16 protein-coding genes are annotated in these 18,151 nt (G+C 69.0%); 6 read left to right on the top strand and 10 right to left on the bottom strand.

Annotation, left to right across the window (positions count from 1 at the left end; all coding sequences use genetic code 11):
* Positions 1 to 3: 3 nt before the first annotated feature.
* The 3 genes from ACIPYT_RS10515 to wecB are packed head-to-tail and all read right to left on the bottom strand — an operon-like array spanning position 4 to position 4,370.
* The gene (locus ACIPYT_RS10515) at positions 4 to 1,956 is read right to left on the bottom strand and encodes a DUF6541 family protein (protein ID WP_401073422.1); all 1,953 of its coding nucleotides are present in this window, start codon (positions 1,954 to 1,956) and stop codon (positions 4 to 6) included.
* Complete coding sequence (locus ACIPYT_RS10510; protein WP_401073419.1) at positions 1,956 to 3,248, bottom strand: nucleotide sugar dehydrogenase; 1,293 nt, start codon at positions 3,246 to 3,248, stop codon at positions 1,956 to 1,958. The genes ACIPYT_RS10515 and ACIPYT_RS10510 overlap by 1 nt, the downstream gene beginning before the upstream one ends.
* A 54-nt stretch (positions 3,249 to 3,302) precedes the next feature.
* Positions 3,303 to 4,370 (bottom strand): non-hydrolyzing UDP-N-acetylglucosamine 2-epimerase, encoded by a 1,068-nt coding sequence (gene wecB, locus ACIPYT_RS10505; protein ID WP_401073416.1) that lies wholly within the window; start codon positions 4,368 to 4,370, stop codon positions 3,303 to 3,305.
* 56 nt (positions 4,371 to 4,426) lie between these two features.
* Between wecB and ACIPYT_RS10500 the strand changes: the two genes are divergently transcribed.
* Genes ACIPYT_RS10500 through ACIPYT_RS10490 form a run of 3 tightly spaced genes read left to right on the top strand, consistent with a single transcriptional unit; the run spans position 4,427 to position 7,373 of the window.
* Positions 4,427 to 5,596 carry an acyltransferase family protein gene (locus tag ACIPYT_RS10500; RefSeq protein ID WP_401073414.1) on the top strand — a complete coding sequence of 390 codons (1,170 nt, stop codon included), beginning with the start codon at positions 4,427 to 4,429 and terminating at the stop codon, positions 5,594 to 5,596.
* Positions 5,593 to 6,927 (top strand): glycosyl transferase, encoded by a 1,335-nt coding sequence (locus ACIPYT_RS10495; RefSeq protein ID WP_401073411.1) that lies wholly within the window; start codon positions 5,593 to 5,595, stop codon positions 6,925 to 6,927. Before ACIPYT_RS10500 ends, ACIPYT_RS10495 begins: the two co-directional genes overlap by 4 nt.
* A complete protein-coding gene (locus ACIPYT_RS10490; RefSeq protein ID WP_401073408.1) occupies positions 6,924 to 7,373 on the top strand; it encodes a hypothetical protein in 450 nt (149 codons plus the stop codon). The genes ACIPYT_RS10495 and ACIPYT_RS10490 overlap by 4 nt, the downstream gene beginning before the upstream one ends.
* Positions 7,374 to 7,430: 57 nt before the next feature.
* On the opposite strand, the gene ACIPYT_RS10485 is transcribed toward ACIPYT_RS10490, so the two are convergent.
* From ACIPYT_RS10485 to ACIPYT_RS10455, 7 genes are all read right to left on the bottom strand, one after another.
* Positions 7,431 to 8,591 (bottom strand): hypothetical protein, encoded by a 1,161-nt coding sequence (locus tag ACIPYT_RS10485; protein ID WP_401073405.1) that lies wholly within the window; start codon positions 8,589 to 8,591, stop codon positions 7,431 to 7,433.
* Complete coding sequence (locus ACIPYT_RS10480; protein WP_401073403.1) at positions 8,584 to 9,816, bottom strand: hypothetical protein; 1,233 nt, start codon at positions 9,814 to 9,816, stop codon at positions 8,584 to 8,586. Before ACIPYT_RS10480 ends, ACIPYT_RS10485 begins: the two co-directional genes overlap by 8 nt.
* Positions 9,817 to 9,826: 10 nt before the next feature.
* Positions 9,827 to 11,605, bottom strand: coding sequence for an ABC transporter ATP-binding protein (locus tag ACIPYT_RS10475; protein WP_401073401.1), 1,779 nt, complete (start codon positions 11,603 to 11,605; stop codon positions 9,827 to 9,829).
* Between the two features lie 4 nt (positions 11,606 to 11,609).
* Entirely contained in the window at positions 11,610 to 12,596 is a 987-nt protein-coding gene (locus tag ACIPYT_RS10470) for a Gfo/Idh/MocA family oxidoreductase (protein ID WP_401074814.1), read from the bottom strand.
* Positions 12,593 to 13,690, bottom strand: a complete 1,098-nt coding sequence (locus ACIPYT_RS10465) for a DegT/DnrJ/EryC1/StrS family aminotransferase (RefSeq protein WP_401073398.1) — start codon at positions 13,688 to 13,690, stop codon at positions 12,593 to 12,595. Before ACIPYT_RS10465 ends, ACIPYT_RS10470 begins: the two co-directional genes overlap by 4 nt.
* Positions 13,687 to 14,298, bottom strand: a complete 612-nt coding sequence (locus ACIPYT_RS10460; protein WP_401073396.1) for a DapH/DapD/GlmU-related protein — start codon at positions 14,296 to 14,298, stop codon at positions 13,687 to 13,689. Before ACIPYT_RS10460 ends, ACIPYT_RS10465 begins: the two co-directional genes overlap by 4 nt.
* Positions 14,299 to 14,359: 61 nt before the next feature.
* Entirely contained in the window at positions 14,360 to 14,812 is a 453-nt protein-coding gene (locus ACIPYT_RS10455) for an acyltransferase (RefSeq protein WP_401073393.1), read from the bottom strand.
* Positions 14,813 to 14,908: 96 nt separating this feature from the next.
* On the opposite strand from ACIPYT_RS10455, the gene ACIPYT_RS10450 reads away from it, so the two are divergent.
* The 3 genes from ACIPYT_RS10450 to ACIPYT_RS10440 are packed head-to-tail and all read left to right on the top strand — an operon-like array spanning position 14,909 to position 18,133.
* Complete coding sequence (locus ACIPYT_RS10450) at positions 14,909 to 15,874, top strand: dTDP-glucose 4,6-dehydratase (RefSeq protein ID WP_401073390.1); 966 nt, start codon at positions 14,909 to 14,911, stop codon at positions 15,872 to 15,874.
* On the top strand, positions 15,871 to 16,968 hold the full coding sequence (locus tag ACIPYT_RS10445; protein ID WP_401073388.1) for a DegT/DnrJ/EryC1/StrS family aminotransferase: 1,098 nt from the start codon (positions 15,871 to 15,873) through the stop codon (positions 16,966 to 16,968). Before ACIPYT_RS10450 ends, ACIPYT_RS10445 begins: the two co-directional genes overlap by 4 nt.
* 7 nt (positions 16,969 to 16,975) lie before the next feature.
* Entirely contained in the window at positions 16,976 to 18,133 is a 1,158-nt protein-coding gene (locus tag ACIPYT_RS10440; protein ID WP_401073385.1) for a glycosyltransferase, read from the top strand.
* Positions 18,134 to 18,151 lie beyond the last annotated feature (18 nt).

The raw sequence follows: 18,151 nt of genomic DNA, 5'->3' as shown, positions 1-18,151 counted from the left end.
CGATCAGTCGCAGGCGGTGATCTCGTACAGGCGGGCGTCGCCGACCTGGTCGACGAGCCGCGCGACGGCGCCGATGTCGGACAGACCGGGGTACGCGTGATCGCCGCCGTGGATCTCCGCGGTGCCGAAGTCGAGCACCCAGCGCGTGGACGTGCGCGTGAGAGCCGCGCACACCGCGGGGTCCGAGCCGGCCTGGTCCAGACGCTCGGTGATCATCCGCATGTCGGGCGAGAGCTCCTGGAAGATGTGCGGGATCAGGGCACGCCGGTCGGCGAGCGCGAAGCTCAGCGACGTGCCGGTCCACGGGTTGCCGACGATCGTCTCGTCGGCGGGCACCGTGTCGGGCAGCCGTTCGAGGAGCGCGCGCTCGTCGTCCGTGACCAGCGGCGAATCGGGACCTTGGCGGTACACGGCAGCGGTGTTCCGCGTCTCGACCGCCATCGCCTCACCGGTCTGTGTGACCACGAGAAGAGCCACCGCGACCAGGGCGCCGAGCGCGACGGGGACGACCCGACCGACACCGGACGCACCTCGCGAGAGGGCAGCGGATGCGACGCCGGCGATGCCCACGACGCCCATCGCCCCGAGCGGCACGACGATGGCGGGGAACAGCGCGGCGATGCGATAGACGTCCTGGTACCAGGTGCCGGTGAGACCGTAACGGAATCCGCTCATGGGGAAAGAGACGCACACGATGTACAGCACGATCAGCCCGAGCACCGAGCCCACGAGCCACCACTGACGTCGCCAGCGTCGGACGATCACGATCGTGAGGACGCCGATCGCGGCGATGACGGAGACGATGCATGCCGCTGGCCGCCACACGAGGCCCCCGGAGACCACATGGGTCAACGCGACCTGGACGGTGGCGGAGGGGGGCCAGAACGCCAGCTCGGGCGTCGGGCGCGCCACGACGAACAGCGTCACCGCGAGGAGGAACGCTCCGAGCACGGCGACGAACGACCAGCCGCGACGCGCCCGCGCCCGCTGCGCGACGACCTCGGAGCGCCACCACAGCGCGAGACCCGTGAACGCGAGGAGGAACGCCGGCAGGAAGAACGCCATCAGCGTGCTCGGATGCGCCAGCGCCATGGTCGGCACGACGGCGATGAGGAGCACCCAGCGCACGATCGGGTCCGGTCGATCGCCGCGCCCCACTCCGGTGACGAGGACGACCGCGGCGATGGCCGAGGGCAGGAGAGCGATCGAGAGCACGTTCGGGTACAGCACACCGAAGTCGAGCATGAGCAGCGGGAACGCCGTCATCCCCACCGCGAGGGCTCCCGCCGCGATCGTCGCGCCCATGTGCGCCCCGACCACGGTGCGTGTCAGCCAGATGCAGGAGACCGGCCAGACGACGGCGCCGAGCACGATGCTCACGACGTTCACGGACTCGGCGACGCCGGCGCCGCTGAGCTGCGAGACCGTCGAGACGACGATGTGCCAGAGATCGGGGTAGAAACCGGGGAGGAGCTGCCGCGTTGGGGCGATGACGCCGTCGTCCATCATCTGCCGCACCGCGTTCAGATGGTAGATGTTGTCGAACGTCTGGGAGATGTGCGACGGCGCCCCGAAGGCGGCAGCCAGCCGCGCACCGGAGAGGATCGCGACAACGCCGAGCACGATGAACGGCACGGCCTCCGTCCAGCCACCGCGACCGGTGCGCTCAGGAGCCGAGATGCTCCCCCGACGGATCGCCCGGGCGATCACGACCCGCACGGCGAAGGCGGCGACGACGAGCAGCACGGCGCTGACCACCCACGCGGCCGCGTTCCAGCGGAACGGGACGACCACGTTCATGAGACCGGCCGCCGCGAGGATGGCCAGCGACAGCGGAGCAGCCACGGCAAGGACGGTGAACCCGCGCAGACGCAGAGTCAGCGCGGCCGCTGCCCCCGGTACGAACAGCACGACCGAGGCGAGAACGAAGGTTCCCCCTTGGTCGAGCCAGGACATCAGCCCTGCCCGACGACCAGCCGGGGCACGCCGGCCCAACGCTCGGCGTCTGTCGCCGCTCGTCCGTCGACCAGGAGCTTGACACCGGGGAGCTGCTCCGGACCGAGGTCGCGGTAGTCCGAGTGGTCGGTCTGCAGGATCGCGAGATCGACGGGACCGCCGATCTCGTACGGCTCGAAACCGAGCCGGCGCAGCTCTTCACCCGTGTAGAGCGGGTCGTGCACGACGACCTCGGCACCGCGCTCCTTGAGCGCCTTGACGGTCGGGAAGACGCCGGAGAACGCGGTCTCCTTCACACCACCGCGGTATGCGGCACCGAGCACCACAGCCTTCTGCCCGGCGAGGTCGCCGAGCAGACCGGCCGCCTGGTCGACGAGGCGCTCCGGCATGGAGGCGTTGAGCTGGCGGGCGACGCGCACGATGTCGGCATCCCCGTCGGTCGAGAGGTACAGACGCGGATAGACGGGGATGCAATGCCCGCCGACCGCGATACCCGGTCGGTGGATGTGGCTGTAGGGCTGCGAGTTGCACGCGTCGATGACCTTGTACACGTCGATGCCGTGCGAGGCGGCGAAGAGACCGAACTGGTTCGCCAGGCCGATGTTGACGTCACGATAGGTCGTCTCGGCCAGTTTCGCCATCTCGGACGCCTCGGTGCTGCCGAGATCCCACACGCCGTTCGGCTGCGCGAGGTCCGGGCGCTCGTCGAACTGGAGCACCGCCTCGTAGAACTCGCGTGCACGACGGTTGCCCTCGTCCGAGAGCGCGCCGATGAGCTTGGGGTACTTGCGCAGGTCGGCGAAGACGCGCCCGGTGAGCACCCGCTCGGGCGAGTAGGCGAGGAAGAAGTCCTCGCCCTCGGTGAGTCCCGAGCCCTCTTCGAGCATCGGCTTCCAGCGGGTGCGGGTCGTACCGACCGGAAGCGTCGTCTCGTACGACACGAGCGTGCCGGGCGTCAGGTGCTCGGCGAGAGACCGCGTCGCGGCATCCATGTATTTGAAGTCGGGCTCCCACGTCTCGTCGTCCACGAAGACCGGGGCGACCAGGACCACCGCATCGGCCCCGGGGATCGCCTCGGCGTAGTCGGTGGTCGCGCGGAGGCGGCCAGCCGGGATCAGCTCCTCGAGGCGCTCCTGCAGTTCGGCCTCGCCGGGGAAGGGCTCACGGGCTGCGTTGATGGAGTCGACCGCCTTCTGGTTGACGTCGACGCCGATGACGTCGTGACCGGAGGAGGCGAACTGGACGGCGAGAGGGAGCCCGATCTTTCCGAGGGCCACGACGGCGATACGCATGGTATCCAGTCTATGGGGCCGAGACCGGACGATCGCCGAGCGGCGCCAGCGCGCTCAGGCGGTCGCGGCGGAGAGCACCTCGACGACCCGACGGGCCGCCTGCCCGTCGCCGTAGGGCGCGGCGTCGGTCTCCTCGGGACGCGGCCGGGTCGCAGCCGCCGCGATCTCCTCGGCCGTGTTCGCGAGCACGTTCCAGCCCAGGTCGATCGTCTCGACCCACTCGGTCTCCGTGCGCACGGTCGTGCAGGGCACGCGCAGGAGGAACGCCTCCTTCTGCAGACCCCCGCTGTCGGTGACCACTCCGGCGCTCGACAGCGCAGCGGCGATCAGGTCGGCGTATGCGAGCGGAGCGTGCGCGATCAGCGATCCCTGAGTGAGCTCGATCCCGTGGGCGGCCGCCTTCGCGACGACCCGGGGGTGCGCGAGCAGGACGACCGGCTTGTCGAGCGCGGCCAGCCCCGCGGCGACGTCGGCGAGGCGCGCGGGGTCGTCGGTGTTCTCCGCGCGGTGGATCGTGGCGAGGTAATAGCCGCCGATCGGCAGGTTCAGCTCCTCGAGCAGAGCGGACGGGGTGTCGGCGACTTCGTCGCGGACCTCGAGCAGCACGTCGGTCATGACGTCGCCGACCAGGACCGTGCGCTCGGCGAGTCCCTCGGTCGCGAGATGATCGACCGCCACCTGCGTGGGCGCGAGCAGGAGGTCGGCGGCGTGATCGGTCATCACCCGGTTGTGCTCCTCCGGCATCCGGCGGTTGAAGCTGCGCAGCCCGGCTTCGAGGTGCGCGACCGGGATGTGCATCTTCACGGCGCTCAGGGCGGCGGCGACGGTCGAATTCGTGTCGCCGTAGACGAGGACCCAGTCGGGCCGGTGCTCGTCGAACACGGCATCGAGGGCTGCGAGCATCGCACCGGTCTGCACTCCGTGCGAGCCGCTGCCCACTCCGAGGTGCACGTGCGGGGCCCCGATCCCGAGCTCCTCGAAGAACACATCCGAGAGCATCGGGTCGTAGTGCTGCCCGGTGTGCACGATCACGTGGTCGACACCGGCGGCGACCGCCGCCTTGTGGATGGGAGCGAGCTTGACGAACTGCGGGCGCGCGCCCACGACGCTGACGATCTTCACGATGGGAGAGTTTACGGGCCATGCGCGTCGACCGAGACACCTACAATGGGAAGCCTATGGTCAGCGCACTCGTCTCCGACGCGCGGACGCCCCGACTGGACTCCCTGACCAGCCTGCGGTGGTGGGCCGCTCTCGCGGTCTTCTTCTTCCACATCCGCAACGTGGTCCCGCTGCCGGCACCCCTCGGAGAGATCGCCGGCTATGGAAACTTCGGAGTGGCGTTCTTCTTCATCCTCTCGGGGTTCGTGCTGACGTGGTCGTGGCGACCGACAATCGGGATCGGCACGTTCTACTGGCGCCGTTTCGCGAGGATCTATCCTCTGCACGTCGTCACGCTCATCATCGCCATCCCGGTCTTCTACAGTCTTTCGCCCGATCCGGCCCAGACCTGGGTGAAGCCGTTCGACGTGGCTGTCCTCGTCCTGTGCCTGCTCCTCCTGCAGGGGTGGTCGCGTGATCCCGCCGTGCTCTTCGCGGGCAACCCGGCCGCATGGACTCTCACCGCCGAGATGTTCTTCTACGCCATGCACCCGTTCATCACCCGGGTGCTTCGCCTGCTCAGCAGCCGCGGTGCTCTGTGGACCGCGATCGGCGTGCTCGCGCTGAGTCTGGTCGCACGCACAGTGATGGTGGTCGACCCGGGCGGATGGCTGGCCGGTCTCCCCTGGCCGATCCTGCGCATCAATGAATTCATCATCGGTATGTGCCTCGCCTGGGCGATCCGTCTGGGCTGGCGTCCCCGTGTCCCGGTCTGGGTCCCCGTCGCACTGCTCGCAGCCTTCCTCCTCGGGCTCCAGGTGCTGGAGCGCGTTCCTCGGCTCGAGTTCGTGCTCTTCCTCGCGACCTCCTACGTGAGCGAGATCATGACGGCGCTGTTCGCACTGTTGATCTGTGCCTTCGCCGCAGCAGATCTCGCAGGACGGACGCGGGTGAGCCGACTCCGTCCGCTCGTCGCTCTCGGCGAATGGTCGTACGCGTTCTACCTCATCCATGCGACGCTCATCTACATCGTCCTCGGAGCTCTCGGCCCTCAGCACGGGTGGGCGGGCGTGGCCTGGATCCTGCTCCTGCTCGCGGCGTCGATCGTACTCGCGTGGGCTCTGCACGTACTCGTCGAGCGACCCGTCGAACGACGACTGCGATCGTGGCAGAACGGCATCGTCGCCCGCCGGGCATCGACCGCCGCGGCACCGCACCCCAAGACCCGAGAGTCGGAGAAGAAGTGAGCACCACTCAACCGCACCTCCTCTACGTGGCATGGGGGTACCCGCCCTCGCGCGGCAGCGGCGTCTACCGCGCATGGGCCACGGCGAACGCGTTCGCTCGTGCCGGATGGAAGGTCACCGTCCTCACGGTGCCGCGAGAGGTCTTCGAGATGTCCACCGGCGTCGACCTCACGCTCGAGGCGCAGGTCGACCCCTCGATCCGGATCGTGCGAGTGCCGTTCACGTCGGGGGCGTTCGCGAACGACTTGAGCGACTGGTCGTGGCTGCGCGCCCACGCGCCGGAGATCTGGAACACGATCCAGGCATGGCGGGGCCGACGAGCGTTCCCTGAGCGGAACTACGGTGGCTGGCGCCCCATCCTCGAGGAGGCCGCTCGCCGCATCCACCGGGAAGACCCCGTCGACCTCACGATCGGGACGGCCAACCCGAACGTCGATTTCATCCCCGGGTACGTTCTGAGCACGGAGTTCGGCGTGCCGGCAGTCATGGATCACCGCGACGCCTGGGCGGTCGACATCTATTCGGGTCGCCGTGTCATCGATCCTGCGAGCCGTGCCGGTCGGTGGGAGCGCCGTCTCGTCGAGAATGCCGAGGAAGTCTGGTTCGTCAACCGCCCGATCCGCGATTGGTACGCGCAACAGTATCCTGACCACGCCGAGAGATTCCTCGTGGTCGAGAACGGCTATGACCAGGCACTGACCTTCGCGCCCCGCCAGCGCGAACCGGAGGATGTGCTCGTCTTCGGATACATCGGCACCATCTCGGGCGCCGTCCCCATGGAAGAACTCGTCGCCGGATGGGCGCTCGCGAGGGAGCGGAGCCCACTCGTCCGACGCGCGCGGATGGATCTCTACGGCTACCTCGATCACTTCGGCGTCCCGGGGAAGAACATGGTACGCGCCATGGATCAGTTCGCCGCGAACGACATCCGTTACCTGGGCCCCGTGGGGCGCGGAGAGATCGCATCGACGTATGCCACGTTCGACGCGCTGGTCCTCACCTTCGGAGCAGGACGTTTCATCACGGGTGGCAAGGTGTACGAGTACGCTTCCACGGGGCTGCCTATCGTCTCAGTGCACGATCCGGCCAACGAGACATCCCGCACGCTGGCACCCTACCCCGGCTGGCACGGAGCCGCGGCCATGACCACAGAGGCGATCGCCGACGCCTTCATCGCGACTGCCGAGTACGCCCTCTCTCAGACCCCGTCGCAACGAGCGGACGCGCGACGCCAAGCGGAGCAGTACTCTCGGAATGCTCAGCTCGAGCCGCGAATCCGGTCGTGGACGGAGCGTCGGGGATCGCACACACAAGGAGAGTCGACGAAGTGAAGATACTCCTGCTGTCCCCCGCCGGATCGTTCGCGACGTCGCTCGACTCGCTCGGGATCGACGGTTCCGCGGACAGCGCGACCGGTGTCTCGGCCTCAGGAAGCGATGCCGACCTCGAATTCCCCGTTCTGCGACTCGGTGCCGGCGCGCTTCCGCGGCGCAACCGGCTCTCGGCCACTCTCGAGCGCTCCGTGATCGGACGCACGGCCAAGCGGCTCACGCCGCTCGACGGCGGGTTTCGCTTCGCTGCCGCCGCGCGTCGCAATCCCGCGTTCCGGGCTGCGGTAGCGGATGCCGACCTCATCGTCGCGTTGGAGCGGGACGCCGTGCTGGCCGCATGGACCGCTCTGCGCCGTTGGGGTCGAACAGGGGCACGAGGAGTGTTCGGCCTCGCCCCGGCCCGCGCGCTGCTCACGTCTCAGAGAGCGCGCGAGGGCCGCGGCTAGCCGCACAGCGGCAGCGGCAGCAGCAACAGCAGCAGCGGCGGCGCAATCTTCTCCGGCTCAGCGCGGGGCGTCGAGCAGCCTGTCCAGGATGCCCCGCTCGACGTCGACGTCGCGCGACGACGACAATCGCTCAGCCGCGTCGTTCGCCGCAGTCTTGAAAGCGTCGATGTCGTCCGAGTCGAGTCGCCTGATCGTCGCCGCGACGTCTTCACCTGTGTAGCCGGGCGTGATCACCCCGAGCCGCTCGTCCGCGATCAGGCGATCCGTCTCCACCGAAGGACCGAACACCATGCCGAGCCTCGCCTGAACGAAGTCGAAGAACTTGTTCGGCAGCATGTAGCGATGGTTCGGTGTGAGCGGAGGCAGGATGAACACGCCGAGGTCGTGGGGGTTGAGCGTCTGCGGCAACTCGTCCGGGGCCACCGGCGGGTGCAACGTCGTGCGCGGACTCGCGTCGATCCTGGCCTGGAGATCTCTCCAGTAGGCATCGCCCTGACGCGAGGGGATCAGATACAGATCGAGTGTGTATCCGTCGCCGAGCAGGTCGACGGCGTCGATGATCGCCTCGATGTTGCGTCCGGGGACCGCGCCGCCGCTGTGCACGAGACGGACAGTGCCCTCGCTGCGCGGCGAGGGAGCGAGATCGGGGCGGTACGCGATGGCGTTGCGGACGACCTCGGGCATCGTGCCGAACTCATCCGAGTACATCGTGGCGATCGAGTCGTTGATCGTCGTCGAGGCGTCGACCCGGGGCAGATACTCCGCGCACACCCAGCGCATGAAGGGCGAGACGAGCAGCTTCCACGAGAGCACGTGGGTGCGCTCCTCGGGAGCCCACTCGTGCAGGTCGCACCAGATACGCGGCGCGCCGTGAACGCGGAAGGCGAGCGGCAGGGCTCGTGCCTCGTTCGCCACGACGATGTCGAACTCACGATCGCCGAGCAGCCGCAGCGCCTCGGCGAGGGCCGGAGCCTGAACCTCGACCGAGCGGTAGAGGCGCAGGGCGAGCTTGAGGACGCCGACGGGTGTCTGCGCCAGCGACGGCAGGTGCCGGGGGATCTCGATGTGGTCGTCCGCCGCCGCAGGGCGATCGCCGTACGACAGGGTCGTCACCTCGCCGAAATCGGCCAAGACGTCGAGCTGGCGAAGCACACGGGAGTCCGAGGTGATGTCGGAGAACGAGATGCACAGGATGCGGGGACGACGCGTCTCAGTCATGGGAGCTCTCCAGTCCGAAGGTGGGAGCCGCAGCTCCGAGGAAATCCGCGAGAACGCTCGCGGACAGTCGCCCGTCGTGGACGCGTGCGATGAAGGCCGGTCCGCCGGCGGCCCGGTGCCTCGCGCTCTCGCGGTCGATCACGAGTTCTCTGACGGTCTCGCCCACCCGATCGAAGCGGGATTCGACGATCGGCAGCTCGGCGCCGGTCTGCGCGAGTACTCGCGCTCGGACATCGTCGTGGACGTGACCGATCACGACACGGCCTGCCGCCATCGCCTCACACGCTGCGACGCCGTAATCCCCCAGCCGGAACTGGTCGAGCACGATGTCGGCGCTCCGGTAGACGTCGGGCATGTCGGCGGCGGGGATGCCCTCGAGGCGCCGATAACGGATGACGCCCTCGCGCTGGAGCACGTCGAGTTGACGGTCGACGGAGTCGTCGCCCTTCATCGCGGAGTTGCTGGGGACGTACGCCACGACCGGCACCTCCCCTGAGAACGGAGGCGTGTCCGACCGCCAGCGCTCGGGGTCGACGACGACCGGAAGCCACTGCGACCTCGGTACGTCGAGCAGGCCGGGGGTCGACACGAACACCGGGTAGTCGGATTCGGCGATCATCTGACGACGCTCCCGGGCGTTCGCCTCGAGCACCGCGGTCGAGGATGCCGGGTAGGCGCCGCGCTCCCCGAAGGGCGAGTCTGCCTCCCATGAGGCATGCGCGCTCGGCACCCGGATGTCGCTGCCGTGCCATAGGAGTCCGATGCGCACGCCGCGGGCCGCGAGGCCGTCGAGGACGTCGAGCGGCGAACGCCAGGGCACGGGCCCGTAGAGGTATCTGCCCGACTCGAGCAGCACGTGGCTGAATCCCTCGAGGATCGCACGTCGCTGTCGAGACTGCCACCCGCGGGCGAACAGGTACCCGCTCTCGGGAACCGCGACATCGGCAGGGAAGGCGAACCGCTCTGTGCGGTCGTTCGTGGTCATGAGGTTGACCGCGCCCACTCCGTCGAGGTGCGTCGCCGCGGCCGTCGCCCACAGGTGAGCCTGGCCCGCGGAGTTCGTCGGCGCGATGAGGAGTCGAACGGGCTCCTGCGGCGGCGTCGACGCCCGCATCCGCGCCTGATCCCATCGCAGCGGACCGGGGAGCACCCGGGCGAGAAGTCCATCGGGCACGAGACCCGTCATGGCGCGCGCAGCTCCGAGGAGACGTCTGCGCAGGCTCATCGGGCCGCCCTCACGCGAGACCCGCGAGCTTCGCCTGCGCGGCGAACGCCGGGTTCGCAGCGACGACCTCGGCGAAGGTGCCGTTCGCCGCCACGGTCCCGTCCTGCATGAAGAGGATCTGATCCGACTCCATGATGGTGCTCAGCCGGTGCGCGACCGCGATGACCGTCACGTCGCCGCGGAGACTGCGGATCGCCGCAGAGACATCGGCCTCGGTCTTGGTGTCCAGAGCACTCGTCGCCTCGTCGAGCACGAGGATCAGCGGGTCGCTGTACAGCGCCCGCGCGATGCCGAGCCGCTGGCGCTGCCCGCCGGAGAGCGTCAGGCCGCGCTCGCCCACCTGCGTCTGCAAGCCGTCCGCGCGCTGTTCGATGACGTCCCACAGCTGGGCACGGCGGGCTGCGTCCTCGACCCTGGCCAGATCGACCTCCGCGCCCCACTTGAGCGCGATGTTCTGAGCGATGGACCCGTCGAAGAGCGTCACCTCCTGAGGCACGTAGCCCACGTGGGTGCGCCACGCCTCGAGGACGTCCTCCAGCCGGCGGCCGTCGATCCGGATCGAACCGGCCGTCGGACTCAGCAGACCGAGGAGCAGATCGACCAGCGTCGACTTCCCGGCGCCCGAGGCTCCGGCGATGCCCACGGTCGTGCCGATCGGAATCCGCAGGTTCACGTCACGTACCGCCGGCACCTCGCCACCGGGGAAGGTGAACTCCACTCCTGAGAGCTCGAGGAGACGCGGAGCACCCGGCAGGGGCTCCTTGCCCAGCTCCTCCCGATCGGCGAGGAACTTCTTCGACGCCTCGACGTCGGCGATGACCGCGTCGACGTACGGAGACGACGTGATCGTCCTGGTCAGGACGGACTGGAATCCGGTGAGTGACGGCACCAGCCGGAACCCCGCGATGCCGAAGAGCGCGACCGCGGAGATCGCCTGGTCCATGCCGCCGACGAAGAACGCCGCCCCGCCGACGATCACGAACCCGCCGATGATCGCCGCGTCGAAGATGAAGCGCGGGACAGCCGCGAGGAATCCGGCGTTCGCGCGTGCCTGCGCGGTGTGGCGCCGGTTGACCCGGATCACCTCGCTGACCTCGTCGGCCTTTCCGCGAAGGGTGATCTCCTTGAGCGAGGCGACCATGCCCGAGATCAGCGTCGCCACGCGGAGCGACGAATCCCTCGCGACGCGCGCAGCCTGCCGGGTCTTGCCGCTCAGCACGAAGTACTGGAGCACGGCGATCCCGCCGAGATAGACGATCGTCACCAGGGCCGTCACCGGCTGCGCCACGACGATGACCGCGACCACTCCCACCGAGGTCACCAGCAGACCCGGCAGCGTCGTGACCGGAAGGAGGAAACCCGCGATCACGTTCGCGATGCCGCTGTCGGACATCTGCACGATCTGCGCGCTGTTCCGCGAGATCCGGTCGGTCCACGACGAGCGGATGTAGGCGCCGAAGAGCTCCTGCCCCACAGCCAGCTCGTAGGAGGCGAATCGCCGCGTGGCGATCCACTGCAGCCACACGTTCGCCGCGGACTTCGCGATCACCACGACCGCGAGGATGAGGATCAGAGCCAACACCTGATCTGCGGCGATCGTGCCGATCACGGGCAGCACGATGTCCTGTCCCGAGACACTGGCCGCGAGCGTGAGGGCGAGCAGCATGAGCGCCACCACGTCGACGACGGCGAGCGCCGAGCTCACGACGCCGAACACGATCAGGAACGTGCGCGCAGACGCCGGCAGGAACGGCAGCAGCCGCCGGAGGGTGCGGAAGATATGCGCCATGAGGTCAGAGAGCGATGGCGACGCCGTCGCGCGCCGACCGCAGCGCGCACTCGACGACCGCGAGAGTGCGCTGTCCCTGCTCCATGGTCACGACGTCGGTCTCATGCCCGAGCACGGCATCGCGGAAGGCCTCATGCTCGACGCGCAGCGGCTCGCGCTTGGCGAACGCGTAGCGCGTGACGTCTCCTTCGGAGACCCCGCGGAACGACGACACCGACTCCCATTCCAGGGGGATCGTGCCGTTGGCGTAGAAGGTGAGGTCGCCGGTGGACGTATCGGCGACGAAAGCGCCCTTCTCCCCCGTCACGACCGTGAGGCGCTCCTTCATCGGAGACAGCCAGTTCACGATGTTGTTCACGATCACACCGGAGGCCGTGCGGCCGGTGATCGTGATCATGTCCTCGTGCTCGCGACCGCTCTTGAAGGCGGTCTGCGCGAACACGCGCTCGTAGTTGCTCTGCACGACCCACGCCGTGAGGTCGACGTCGTGCGACGCGAGGTCCTTCGCCACGCCGACGTCGGCGATACGCGACGGGAACGGCCCCTGGCGGCGGGTCGCCACCTGGTAGACGTTGCCGAGCTCCCCGGCCTCGATGCGACGGCGCAGCTCCTGCAGTGCCGGGTTGAACCGCTCGATGTGCCCGACGGCACCGACGAGCCCCGCCGCAGCGAACGCGTCGACCATGCGCTGACCCGCCTCGAGCGTGTGAGCGATCGGCTTCTCGACGAGCGTGTGCACGCCGGCGGCCGCGAGCTTGAGCGCCGCGTCCTCGTGGAAGCGGGTGGGAACGGCGACCACGGCGATGTCGATCCCCGCGCCGATCAGCGCGTCGATGTCGGGCAGCACGTCGAGGTCACCCGCGACCCCGTGCGGGTCTCCCCCGGGGTCGGCGATCGCGACCAGGTCGACGCCGTCGAGCTCACGGAGGACACGGGCGTGGTGGCGTCCCATCATTCCCACGCCGAGGAGGCCGGCGCGCAACGCCATCAGGCGCCTGCCTTCGCGACGGCGTTGACGGCCTCGACGATGCGCTCGAGGTCGTTCTGGCTCAGGGACGGGTGCACGGGGAGCGATGCGACCTCGCGCGCGGCGCGCTCGGTCTCGGGCAGGTCGAGACCCGGAGCGAAGTGCGTGAGCGACGGCAGACGGTGGTTCGGGATGGGGTAGTACACGCCCGCACCGACGTTGTGCTCGCTCTTGAGCGCCGCCACGAAGCCGTCGCGGTCCTCGGGCACGCGCACCGTGTACTGGTGGTAGACGTGCACGGCGCCGTCGGCGACCGGCGGAACCACGACGCCCTGCAGGTTCGCGTCGAGGAACGCCGCGTTCTGCTGGCGGGTCTTCGTCCAGGCGTCGACCTTGGTGAGCTGCACACGGCCGATCGCGGCATGGATGTCGGTCATGCGCGCGTTGAAGCCGATGACCTCGTTCTCGTACTGGCGCCCCATGCCCTGGTTGCGCAGCAGCTTGACCCGGCGCGCGATCTCGTCGGTCGCGGTCGTGACCATGCCGCCCTCGCCGCTGGTCATGTTCTTCGTCGGGTAGAGGCTGAACATCGCGAAGTCGCCGAACGACCCCACCGGGCGGCCGTCGAGAGCTGCGCCGTGCGCCTGTGCGGCATCCTCGTACAGCGCCACGCCGCGCTCTGCAGCCAGGGCCTCGAGCTCGCGCATCCGGGCGGGGTGGCCGTACAGGTGCACGGGGAGGATGCCCTTGGTGCGCGGCGTGATCGCCGCGGCGACGGCCTCGGGGTCGAGGGTGAAGGTCTCGGGCTCGATGTCGACGAACACCGGAGTGCCGCCTGTGAGCGCGACCGAGTTGCCGGTGGCTGCGAACGTGAACGAGGGCACGATGACCTCGTCACCCGCGCCGACTCCGGCCGCGAGAAGACCGAGGTGCAGCCCCGCGGTGCCGGAGTTCACGGCGACCGAGGGGCGTCCGGGCACGAAGTGCGCCGAGAACTCCTGCTCGAATGCGGCGACCTCGGGTCCCTGGGCGACCATGCCGCTGCGGAGTACGCGGTCGACGGCTTCGCGCTCCTCGTCGCCGATGATGGGCTTTGCGGGGGGAATGAACTCGCTCACGCGGTCTCCTTGCTCAGTGTTCCGTCAGTCTCGATGAAGCGATCGCCCGTGGCGGGGCACGTCCAGGTGCCGGGGACGTCGCCGGCGGCGAGGGGGACGCCGGACTCCCCCACCCAGCCGATGCGCTTGGCCGGCACGCCGGCGACCAGCGCATAGGCGGGGACGTCCTTCACCACGACGGCGCCGGCGGCGACCGTCGCCCAGGCGCCGATGGTCACGGGAGCGACACAGGTCGCTCGGGCGCCGATCGCGGCACCGCGCTCGACGGTCACGCCGACCGGCTCCCAGTCGTGCGCGCTCTTGATCGTGCCGTCGGCGTTGATCGCACGCGGATAGGTGTCGTTGGTCAGCACCACGGCGGGGCCGATGAAGACGCCGTCGCCCAGCTTCGCCGGCTCGTATACGAGGGCGTAGTTCTGCACCTTGCAGTTGTCGCCCATCACGACGCCGGTGCCGATGTAGGCGCCGCGCCCCACGATGCAGTTCTCACCGAGACGGGCGTCCTCGCGGACCTGCGCGAGATGCCAGATGGACGAACCGTCACCGATGACGGCGTTCGGGGACACGTCGGCGGAATCGACCACGCGTGCGCGCGAATGCTGGGTCACTCAGAAGCTCCTCGGATCGCTCCGCGGGCGGCGGAGACTCAACGGTCAGTCAGTCTATCCCTCAGTCGCTGGGCGACCCCTCAGCGAACTTGCGCGCGCCGTCCGGGATGATGCGCGCCGGCACGCCGACGAGTGCGCTATAGGCGGGCGCCCGAGTGCCCTCCTTCACGACCGCACCGGCGGCGACGATGCTGTGCGCCCCGATATCGGCCCCCATGAGGATGACGGCGTTCGCCCCGACGTGCACGTTGTCGCCGATCCGCGTCGAGACCCGCTCGATCTCCCTCGCCCGATCGCTCACGCAGCGGGCCACGGTGGAGTGGGTGTAGATCTGAGCACCGGCGGCGATGTCGCATCCGCGCCCGATCGTCAGCCCGCCGCTGCCGTCGATCACGGTGAAGGCGCCGATCCACACATCGTCGCCGATCACGGGCTCGCCGACGATCCAGGCGAGCGGGTGGTACGGATTCGGCGGCAGCGGCGATGCGACGGGGTGCGGCTCGGGGTCGTGCATGACCGGCTCCTCAGGGCGGGGTTGATAGCATCAGTATCCTGGCACGGGATGACCGTCGCTGACATCCGAACGACACGAAACCGGGGCTACGTAAGCATGTCTGTCACCTCCAAGTCCGTCCTCGTCACCGGCGGCGCCGGCTTCATCGGGAGTCACCTCGTCGACCGCCTGATCGCCGACGATCCTCGCAAGATCACGGTCGTGGACAATTTCTTCCTCGGCAACGAGACGAACCTCGACGCCGCGCGCGCGGCCCGTCCCGACATCGAGATCATCCGCCTCGACGCCTCCGACCTCGCGGCGATGCAGGACGTCGTCACGGCGAACGAGATCGACACCATCTTCGACCTCGCGGTCGTGCCGCTGCCCACGTCGCTGACGTACCCGGCGTGGACAGTGCAGACCAACGTGGGCATCGCGACCACGTTCTGCGAGATCGTGCGCCGCGGACTCGCCGATCGACTGGTGCACCTCTCGAGCTCCGAGGCCTACGGCTCCGCGCGCTACACGCCGATGGACGAGGAGCACCCGCACGACGCGATCACCCCCTACGCCGCCAGCAAGTCGGCGGCGGATCACATCATCGAGTCCTACGTCCAGACGTTCGGCATCGACGCCACCGTCATCCGCCCCTTCAACAACATCGGTCCCCGACAGAACCCCGGCTCCTACGCCGGCATCGTGCCGATCGTGATCCGCAAGGTGCTGGCGGGTGAGCCCATCGAGATCTTCGGCGACGGCGAGCAGACTCGCGACTTCATCTTCGTGCGCGACACGGCCGACCTCGTCGTGCAGATCCACGACACGCCCGCCGCCCGCGGCGAGGTCCTCAACCTCGCGACCGGCACCGGAACCTCGATCAACGAGCTCGTCCGTCGTCTGCTCGACGCGCTCGGCGCCCCCGACCACCCGGTGATCCACGGTGCCGAGCGTCCGGGAGACGTCCGCACCCATCTCGCCGACGTCTCGCGTCTGCAGAAGGTGATGCCGCACCAGACGCCCACCCTCACGGATGCGGCTCTCGAAGAGATCGTCGACTGGTACCGGGGGCTGTTCCAGTGAGACTGAACGTCCCCCTCACCGGGGCCGACGAGCTGGACGCCGTCCGCACGGTGCTCGAGAGCGGCTACCTCACGCAGGGGCCGCGCGCCGCCGAGTTCGAGAAGGGCATCACGGCCGTCACGACGTCCGCCCACGGATACGCGGTGAGCTCCGCGACCACGGGTCTCCATCTCACTCTGGTGGCCCTGGGCGTCGAAGCAGGCGACGAGGTCATCATGCCCGCTTTCAGCTTCCCGGCCACCGCGAACGCCGTTGCGCAGCAGGGCGCGGTGCCGGTCTTCGTCGACATCCGCCCTGACACCTTCAACATCGACCCCGCCCTCATCGAGGCGGCGATCACGCCACGCACCCGCGCGATCATGCCGGTGCACGCGTTCGGTCTGACAGCCGACATGGATGCCGTGAACGAGGTCGCCCGCAGGCACGGGCTCCCGGTGATCGAGGATGCGGCGTGCGCGCTCGGCGCCACGTACCACGGACGCGCGGCGGGCTCTCTCGCAACGGCAGGTGTGTTCTCCTTCCACCCGCGGAAGATCATCACGACCGGTGAAGGCGGGATGATCACGACCGACGACACGGCTCTCGCGGAGCGTCTGCAGGTGCTGCGTACGCACGGAGCGGTGCGCGGCGACCTCTTCATGGAGTTCGTCGACGTCGGCTTCAACTACCGCATGAGCGACGTGCACGCCGCGATCGGCCTTGCCCAGCTGACGAAGCTCGACTGGATCCTCGAGCGTCGCCGCAGCCTCGCGGCATCGCTGTCGGAGCGCGTGAGCGCGATCGACGGAGTGCACGCCCCGGTCACTCCGCAGGGCCTCGAGCACTCGTTCCAGTCGTACGTGGTCACCCTCGACCCGTCGATCGACCGCGACGGGGTCATCCGACGCATGCGGGAGCACGACGTCGAGACCACGCTCGGCACGTACGGCATGCACCTGCAGCCCGTCTTCGTCGAAAGGTTCGGATCGCAAGAGGCAGCGCTTCCCGCTGCCACTGCCGCGCATCGGCAGGCTCTCACGCTGCCGCTGTATCCGCAGCTGACCGACGGCGACCTGGACACCGTGGCCGAGGCGCTCACGGCATCCGTCTCGTGACGATCGGATGAACCCGCGCCTGTTCCTCGCCCAGAAGGTCCTCCTCTGGGCCACATATGCGGTGTGCTGGCCGTTCCGCGGCATCGGACGCCGGATCTCGTGGATCGTCGGCGTGCAGGAGGTCGCCTCCATGCTCGAGCAGATCGGCGCGGCGATCCCCGGCTCCCTCACCGTCGTCACCGAGAAGCATCCGTTCTACGACATCAGCGCCGACATCGTCATCTCACGACCCGGTGCCCGGTTCGCGCGCCTGCGCCGCTGGTTCCTCGCCCCGATGGTGCTCGGGTGGGCCCTGCCGCGAGCGCGCGGAGTCGTGTACGTGGGGCATGAGGGGTTCCTGCAGCACACGGTCGACGAGCGCGACTGGGAGCTCGCCTTCATCCGCGCTCGGCGCCGGCACCCGGTGATCATCTTCACGGGCAGCGACATCCGCTCCCCCGCGCTGCTGACCGAGCTCGCGGCCGAGACGGGCTTCGAGAACATCGGCTCGATCCTCCACGCATCAGGTGCCCCCTACGACACGGAGCACTACGAACAGGTGCGCCGCCGCCGCGCAGCCGTCGCAGACCGACGTGCATCGGCGATCTTCACGGCCCGCGTCGACCAGTTGTCGTACATGACGAGCGCGACCCACGCCTTCCCGTACCTCTACCCCGATGAGCGCTTCGTCGACGACACGACGAAGTTCGACGACCTCAGCCGGATCATCGTGATCCACGCGCCCTCCCGGCCTGTGATCAAGGGGACGGCGGCGGTCCGCGCGGCGATCGAACAGGTGCAGGCGCGGCATCCCGAGCTCGAGTACCGCGAATTGACGGGCGCCGACAACACCGAGGTGCTCGCCGCCCTGCGCGGAGCGCACATCGCCCTCAACCAGTTCCACTCATACATCCCGGGTGTCTTCGGGATCGAGGCGATGGCCGCGCAGTGCGTGATGGTCTGCAGCGCGGATCCCGAGGTCGAGACCGAGCTGACGGATGCGTCGGATGCCTGGGTGGTCGCCCGCGCCGATGACCTCGCCGAATCTCTCGAGCGACTGCTCAGCGCGCCGCAGGACCTCGCCGCGCAGGCGCGGAGAGGTCGCGACTGGGCGCTCGAGCATGCATCCGCCTCGGGCACCGGCGAGCGTCTGCGCCGCGTGCTGGACGACCTCTCCGCCGGCTGACACCGGCATCGTCGACGA

This window comes from Microbacterium sp. NPDC089695 (genome assembly GCF_044749085.1).
Taxonomy (GTDB): domain Bacteria; phylum Actinomycetota; class Actinomycetes; order Actinomycetales; family Microbacteriaceae; genus Microbacterium.
This window is presented reverse-complemented; position numbering and strand designations above follow the sequence as displayed.

Bases quoted from the DNA above. Each gene is read 5' to 3' on its own strand.
- ACIPYT_RS10515 (WP_401073422.1), bottom strand. From the start codon at position 1,956: ATGTCCTGGCTCGACCAAGGGGGAACCTTCGTTCTCGCCTCGGTCGTG.
- ACIPYT_RS10510 (WP_401073419.1), bottom strand. From the start codon at position 3,248: ATGCGTATCGCCGTCGTGGCCCTCGGAAAGATCGGGCTCCCTCTCGCC.
- ACIPYT_RS10500 (WP_401073414.1), top strand. From the start codon at position 4,427: ATGGTCAGCGCACTCGTCTCCGACGCGCGGACGCCCCGACTGGACTCC.
- ACIPYT_RS10485 (WP_401073405.1), bottom strand. From the start codon at position 8,591: ATGACTGAGACGCGTCGTCCCCGCATCCTGTGCATCTCGTTCTCCGAC.
- ACIPYT_RS10480 (WP_401073403.1), bottom strand. From the start codon at position 9,816: ATGAGCCTGCGCAGACGTCTCCTCGGAGCTGCGCGCGCCATGACGGGT.
- ACIPYT_RS10475 (WP_401073401.1), bottom strand. From the start codon at position 11,605: ATGGCGCATATCTTCCGCACCCTCCGGCGGCTGCTGCCGTTCCTGCCG.
- ACIPYT_RS10455 (WP_401073393.1), bottom strand. From the start codon at position 14,812: ATGCACGACCCCGAGCCGCACCCCGTCGCATCGCCGCTGCCGCCGAAT.
- ACIPYT_RS10450 (WP_401073390.1), top strand. From the start codon at position 14,909: ATGTCTGTCACCTCCAAGTCCGTCCTCGTCACCGGCGGCGCCGGCTTC.
- ACIPYT_RS10440 (WP_401073385.1), top strand. From the start codon at position 16,976: ATGAACCCGCGCCTGTTCCTCGCCCAGAAGGTCCTCCTCTGGGCCACA.